At 71.0% G+C, this 6586-nt stretch carries 5 protein-coding genes; 4 read left to right on the forward strand and 1 reads right to left on the reverse strand.

Going from position 1 to position 6586, the window contains the following annotated elements:
• Positions 1-91: 91 nt before the first annotated feature.
• Complete coding sequence (locus tag ACSLTV_RS26940; RefSeq protein WP_435613029.1) at positions 92-2287, reverse strand: ABC transporter family substrate-binding protein; 2196 nt, start codon at positions 2285-2287, stop codon at positions 92-94.
• A 341-nt stretch (positions 2288-2628) separates the two neighbouring features.
• Here ACSLTV_RS26940 and ACSLTV_RS26945 point away from each other — a divergent pair, with 341 nt between their 5' ends.
• From ACSLTV_RS26945 to ACSLTV_RS26960, 4 genes are read left to right on the forward strand one after another with little or no spacing between them, the layout of a single operon-like run.
• Positions 2629-2922 (forward strand): hypothetical protein, encoded by a 294-nt coding sequence (locus ACSLTV_RS26945; protein WP_432157699.1) that lies wholly within the window; start codon positions 2629-2631, stop codon positions 2920-2922.
• An 18-nt stretch (positions 2923-2940) separates the two neighbouring features.
• Positions 2941-3762 carry a hypothetical protein gene (locus tag ACSLTV_RS26950; protein WP_432138687.1) on the forward strand — a complete coding sequence of 274 codons (822 nt, stop codon included), beginning with the start codon at positions 2941-2943 and terminating at the stop codon, positions 3760-3762.
• Positions 3763-3817: 55 nt separating this feature from the next.
• Positions 3818-5797 (forward strand): fumarate reductase/succinate dehydrogenase flavoprotein subunit, encoded by a 1980-nt coding sequence (locus ACSLTV_RS26955; protein WP_432157700.1) that lies wholly within the window; start codon positions 3818-3820, stop codon positions 5795-5797.
• Positions 5794-6564 (forward strand): succinate dehydrogenase/fumarate reductase iron-sulfur subunit, encoded by a 771-nt coding sequence (locus ACSLTV_RS26960; protein WP_432138685.1) that lies wholly within the window; start codon positions 5794-5796, stop codon positions 6562-6564. Before ACSLTV_RS26955 ends, ACSLTV_RS26960 begins: the two co-directional genes overlap by 4 nt.
• The last annotated feature ends 22 nt before the right edge of the window (positions 6565-6586 follow it).

A 6586-nucleotide genomic window follows, 5' to 3' on the forward strand; every position in this document is an offset into this window, starting at 1 on the left:
CCTCACCCCATCGTACGTGCCCCGGGAAGCAGGGGCTCGCCAGGCCGAGGTGCCGGGGCGCGCGGGGCGGCGTCCGTGGCGGCCCGGCCTCCTACTCCTTCCTCTGTGAGCCCCCGCTCCCCTTCTTCAGGAACCCCATGTCCTCGTACACCGGCGTCTGGAATCCGAACGCGCCCACGTTGGCGAGGTCCTTCCGCGCGGCCGTCAGCTGCGGGCGCTGGTACAGCGGGATCGATCCCGCTGCCGCCCAGATCCGCGCGTCGGCCTTGCGCAGCAGCTTCCGCTCCTCGCCCTCGTCCAGCGTGGAGACCGCACGCTCGAACAGCTGGTCGATCTGGTCGGTGCCGACCCGCGTGTAGTTCTGCTCGACGTTCAGCGACCCGTCCGCCGCCGGTACCGGCTTGGCGAAGATCGGCCGGGCGTCGGTGGCGGGGAAGGCGGAGGTCGGCCAGGAGTACAGGGCGAGGTCGAACTGCCCGGACGCGATGTGGTCCTTGAAGTAGCTGTCGTCCTTCACCTTGGTGATCTCGGTCCGGATACCGACCTTCCCCAGCATCCCCGCGATCCGGTCGGCCACCGTCCGCAGGCTCTGCGAGCCGTCTCCGGAGGGCAGGACGAACCTCAGGGTGAGCGCCTTGCCGTCCTTCGCGAGCGCCCCGGCCGCACCGCCGGCCGGGGCCGCGGTGCCCTTGGGGGCGTAGGCGCCGGGGGCGCCGCCCTGGCGGACCTGCCGGTCGAGGAACTGCTTGCCGTCCTGCGCGAGGTGTGCGCCGGCGGCGGAGTCGCCGGAGTCGTCCCCGGTCCGGTTCTTGTCGTCCTCCCCGACGATGTACGCCCCGTCGCTCCCGCCGTCGGAGGGCTCCTCCGAGGCGTTCCGGTCCGCCTTCTCGCCCTCGCCGCCGGCCGCCTTCTCGCCGTTCTCCTCCTTGTCGCCCTTCTCCTTCTCCTTGTCCTTCTTCTTCGACGCCTCGCTCTTCTCGCTCTTCTCGCTCTTCTCCACGGGACCGCCCAGGACCCATCCGGCGTCCGCGAGCAGTGCCTGAGCCTCCGCGGTGTCCTGGCCGCCGAGCGCCCCGCTGCCGTCGGCGTAGGCCTCCTGCCCGGACAGCGCGAGATGGCTGCCGACCGGCTCGGCGGGCAGGCCGAGCGGCTTGAGGACCAGCTCGGCCAGTTCCTCGCGGTCCAGTGCCCGGGCCACGGCACGCCGCACCCGTTCGTCGGCGAGCGGGCCGCCGGCACCGTTCAGCGCGAGCTGGGTGTACGCCGGCTCCAGCGACCGGCGGACCTCGATGTTCCGCAGCGCCTGCTGCCGGCGCTTCGCCGCCGCGTCCTTCCCGGTGATCTTCCTGACCCCCGTACGGCCGCCGCCCGAGCCCGCCTCCGGGCCGGCCGCGTTCTTCGCGGCGCTGTCGATGCCGCTCACGGCGGACGGGGCGATCTCGGCGAGGTCGACGCTGCCGTCGGCGAGCGCGGCGACGCGCTCGCCGCGGGGCACGGCCTTCAGGACGATCTCGGAGAGCTTGGCCTGCCGCCCCCACCAGCGCGGATTGCGGGCGAGCGTGATCTCGTCGTCCTTGCGGTCGACCTCCTTCACGGCGAACGGCCCGGCGGTCACCTTCAGCTTGCGCCGCGCCCCGTCGTTGAAGGAGTCGGGCGTGCCCATGACGTCCTTCGGGTACAGCGGCGAGAACAGGGACTGCCAGTCGGCGTAGGGGCGGGCGAAGGTGACCCGGACCTCCAGGTCGTTCTTGCCGCGCTCGATCTTCTCGATGCGCTCGTATCCGGCGTTGCGCGCGGTCCAGTAGGCGCTGTCCTTGCCGGACAGGGCGCGCCACTGCGCGGCGAAGTCGGCGGCGCCGATCTCCCGGCCGTCGCTCCACACGGCCTTCTGGTTGAGCCGGTAGAGCACGACCTGTCTGGGCTCCGTCTCGACGACCTCGGCGGACTCCAGGTAGTCGGGGTTGCGCTCGGGCCGGCCCTCGGCGTCGAGCCGGAACATCGACGGCAGGACGGCCTGGGCGACCCGGGTGGTCGTGGCGTCGGCGTCCGCCTGGAAGGCGTTGAAGGTGTCCGGCACGGAGTCGACGGCCCAGCTCAGGGTGGACCCGTCGGCGATCCGCGCCCGGGCAGCGGGAGCGATGTCCTGTGCGGCCAGCGGCTCGGAGGGCTCGTCCGAGGAACCGCAGGCGGCCAGGGTGGGGACCGCGAGCGCGCCCGCGGTGAGGAAGACAACGGAGCGCATGACCGCGCGCGGCCGTGGCCTGGATCCGACGCCGTCGTGGGACATCTCTGGGTACCTCCGGGGAGCCGCGGGAGTTATGATCACGTTTGCACCGCTTTTGGAGCACTTTGTGATCACTTTGGCCGATATTTAAGTGATCACCTGTAAGTGATCAGATCTATTCGGATGTACGCAGCCACTGAAGAGGAAAGGGTTCGGCAGCCCCGGGCGCACGGCCACGACACGCCGCAAGCCCACTCGTGCGGCGCACAGTGTCGAAAGCACGACCGCACACATCGGCCAATCGGTGCACACGCCTTCCCCCCGGCCGCTGTGACGCGCGACACTCGCAGGCGCACGAACGCCCCGTCCAGGGCCACCGCGCCCGCGGAAATGAGGTGCACACCATGTCCGTGCATGACGAACTGACATCGCTCCAGCGCTGCCTGGACGACCTGCAGCGGTCGGTGGGGCGACTGGAGAAGCACATCGGCGGCGACGCGCTCGACATGCGCCGGGTCCGCACCGACGCCGACCACCTGCGCGAGAGCGTCGCGCTGCTGCGCGAGGCGGCCGCCCGGACCGCCGCCGCGCCACGGCGCCCCGAACTCGTCACCATCCCCGACACGCCGTACGACGACTCTCTGTGGATCGACACGGACGACGAGGGTCTCGGCGGACGGGACCGCCACGCCCCCTGACCCGACCGGAGTCATCCCTTGGCCACTGGTACGGAACCCCATCCGAAGAGCGGCGGCGTACGCACCGGCCCGCGTGCGGCGATCGCCGCCCGGCACCTGCGGACCGACCGCTGGTGGCTGGCGCCCGCCGCCACCGCGGCCGGTCTGCTGGCCTTCGTCGTCTACTCCACCTGGCGGGCCTTCGCCGACGCCGACTACTACGCGGCGCCGTACGTCTCGCCGTTCTACTCACCGTGCCTGGCGGAGCACTGCGCCCCCATGCGCTCGGGCCCCAACTGGGACCTGTTCGGCAGCTGGTGGGGCATCTCCCCCGCGATCATCATCCTGATCTTCCCGCTCGGCTTCCGCCTGACCTGCTACTACTACCGCAAGGCCTACTACCGGGGCTTCTGGGCCTCACCCCCGGCCTGCGCGGTGGCCGAGCCGCACCGGAAGTACACCGGCGAGACCCGCTTCCCGCTGATCCTGCAGAACGTCCACCGCTACTTCTTCTACGCCGCGCTGCCCGTCGCCGGCATCCTCACCTACGACACGGTGCTCGCCTTCCGCGACGAGCACTACGCCTGGGGCCACATGGGGCTCGGCACCCTGGTGTTCCTGGTCAACATCGTGCTGATCTGGGCGTACACCCTCTCCTGCCACTCCTGCCGGCACATCGTCGGCGGCAAGCTCAGGCACTTCTCGAAGCACCCCGTGCGCTACCGGATGTGGCAGTGGGCGGGCCGGCTCAACGCCCGGCACATGCTGCTGGCGTGGTCGTCGCTGGTGAGCGTGGCGCTCGCCGACTTCTACGTCTACCTGGTCGCATCGGGCGTCTTCGACGATCCGCGCTTCTTCTGATGCCGAACAGCTCCGAATCCGAACAGCTCCGAATCTGGACAGTGGGGACTGACTGATGTCCGTGGTCGACCGGCAGGAGTGGGACGTCGTCGTGGTCGGCGCCGGGGGCGCGGGCCTCCGGGCGGCGATCGAGGCGCGTGAGCGAGGCGCCCGTACGGCCGTGATCTGCAAGTCGCTGTTCGGCAAGGCGCACACGGTGATGGCCGAGGGCGGCATCGCGGCGGCCATGGCCAACGCCAACGAGCACGACACCTGGCAGGTCCACTTCCGCGACACCATGCGCGGCGGCAAGTTCCTCAACCAGTGGCGGATGGCCGAGCTGCACGCCCGCGAGGCCCCGGACCGGGTGTGGGAGCTGGAGACCTGGGGCGCCCTGTTCGACCGTACGAAGGACGGCCGGATCTCGCAGCGCAACTTCGGCGGCCACGAGTACCCCCGCCTCGCCCACGTCGGCGACCGCACGGGCCTGGAGCTGATCCGCACGCTCCAGCAGAAGATCGTCTCCCTGCAGCAGGAGGACCACCGCGAGACCGGCGACTACGAGTCACGTCTGAAGGTCTTCCAGGAGTGCACGGTCACCCGGGTCCTGAAGGACGGCCCGGACGTCTGCGGGGTCTTCGCCTACGAACGGGAGACCGGTCGCTTCTTCGTCCTGAAGGCACCCGCCGTGGTGATCGCGACCGGCGGCATCGGCAAGTCGTTCAAGGTGACGTCGAACTCCTGGGAGTACACCGGCGACGGCCACGCGCTGGCCCTGCTGGCGGGGGCTCCCCTGCTGAACATGGAGTTCGTGCAGTTCCATCCGACGGGCATGGTCTGGCCGCCGTCCGTCAAGGGCATCCTGGTCACCGAGTCGGTGCGCGGTGACGGCGGCGTGCTGCGCAACTCCGACGGCAAGCGGTTCATGTTCGACTACGTCCCGGACGTCTTCAAGGACAAGTACGCCCAGTCCGAGGAGGAGAGCGACCGCTGGTACGACGACCCGGACCACAACCGGCGGCCGCCCGAACTGCTCCCCCGTGACGAGGTCGCGCGGGCGATCAACGCCGAGGTGAAGGCCGGGCGCGGCTCCCCGCACGGCGGTGTGTTCCTGGACGTGTCCACCCGGATGCCGGCCGACGTGATCCGGCGCCGGCTGCCGTCGATGTACCACCAGTTCAAGGAACTGGCCGACGTCGACATCACGGCCGAGGCGATGGAGGTCGGACCCACCTGCCACTACGTGATGGGCGGCATCGCGGTCGACTCCGACACGGCGGCGGCCCGCGGTGTGCCCGGCCTGTACGCGGCCGGAGAGGTGGCCGGCGGCATGCACGGCTCCAACCGGCTCGGCGGGAACTCCCTGTCCGACCTGCTGGTCTTCGGCCGCCGGGCCGGCCGGCACGCGGCACAGCACGCCCTGGGGTCCGCCCGGCGGCCCGAGGTGAGCGACGCGGAGGTGGACGCGGCGTCCGCCGAGGCGCTGCGGCCCTTCTCGGCCGAGGCCGACGAGCCGCCCCGCGCCGCGCCCGAGAACCCGTACGCCCTCCACCAGGAACTGCAGCAGACCATGAACGACCTGGTCGGCATCATCCGCCGCCGGGCCGAGATGGAGCAGGCCCTGGAGAAGCTCGCTCAGCTGCGGGCACGGGCCCGGCGGGCCGGCGTCGAGGGCCACCGCCAGTTCAACCCCGGCTGGCATCTCGCACTGGACCTGCGGAACATGCTGCTGGTCAGCGAGTGCGTGGCCCGGGCCGCGCTGGAGCGCACCGAGTCGCGCGGCGGGCACACCCGCGAGGACCACCCGGCGATGGACCGCGCGTGGCGCAGCATCAACCTGCTGTGCACCCTGGCCGATCCGGCCGGGGGCCTCGGCGCGACCGAGGCGGGCGGCGGCCGCACGGCCTCCGACGCCGGCAGCGGTGTCCCGGACCCGGCGCGCGGGCAGATCGCCCTCACCCGCGAGTCCACCGAACCCATCCGCCCGGACCTGCTCGCCCTGTTCGACAAGGAGGAGCTGGTCAAGTACCTCGCCGAAGAGGAGCTTTACGAGTGAGCGGCTACGAGGCCCGGTTCAAGGTGTGGCGGGGGGACGCGGCCGGCGGCGACCTGGCCGACTTCGACGTCCACGTCAACGACGGCGAGGTGGTCCTGGACATCATCCACCGCCTCCAGGCGACGCAGGCCCCCGACCTCGCCGTGCGCTGGAACTGCAAGGCGGGCAAGTGCGGTTCCTGCTCGGCGGAGATCAACGGGCGCCCCCGGCTGATGTGCATGACGCGGATGTCGGTCTTCGACCGCGACGAGACCATCACGGTGACTCCGCTGCGCACCTTCCCCGTCGTCCGGGACCTGGTCACCGACGTCGGCTTCAACTACGACAAGGCCCGCCAGGTCCCGGCGTTCGTGCCGCCGGCCGGACTCGCCCCCGGCGAGTACCGGATGGCGCAGCAGGACGTGGACCGCTCGCAGGAGTTCCGCAAGTGCATCGAGTGCTTCCTGTGCCAGGACACCTGCCATGTCGTCCGGGACCACGAGGAGAACAAGCAGGTGTTCGCCGGGCCCCGCTTCCTGATGCGGATCGCGGAGCTGGACATGCACCCGCTGGACGCGGCGGCCGAGGCCGGTCTCGACCGCAGGGCCACCGCCCAGGACGAACACGGCCTGGGCTACTGCAACATCACCAAGTGCTGCACGGAGGTCTGCCCCGAGAACATCAAGATCACCGACAACGCCCTGATCCCCCTGAAGGAACGGGCCGTCGACCGCAAGTACGACCCGCTGGTGTGGCTGGGGTCCAAGATCGGCCGCAGGCGCGGTTAGGGCCCTTCGCAAGGGTCGCCGC

It is taken from the genome of Streptomyces sp. bgisy159, from assembly GCF_965341775.1.
Taxonomy (GTDB): Bacteria; Actinomycetota; Actinomycetes; order Streptomycetales; family Streptomycetaceae; genus Streptomyces.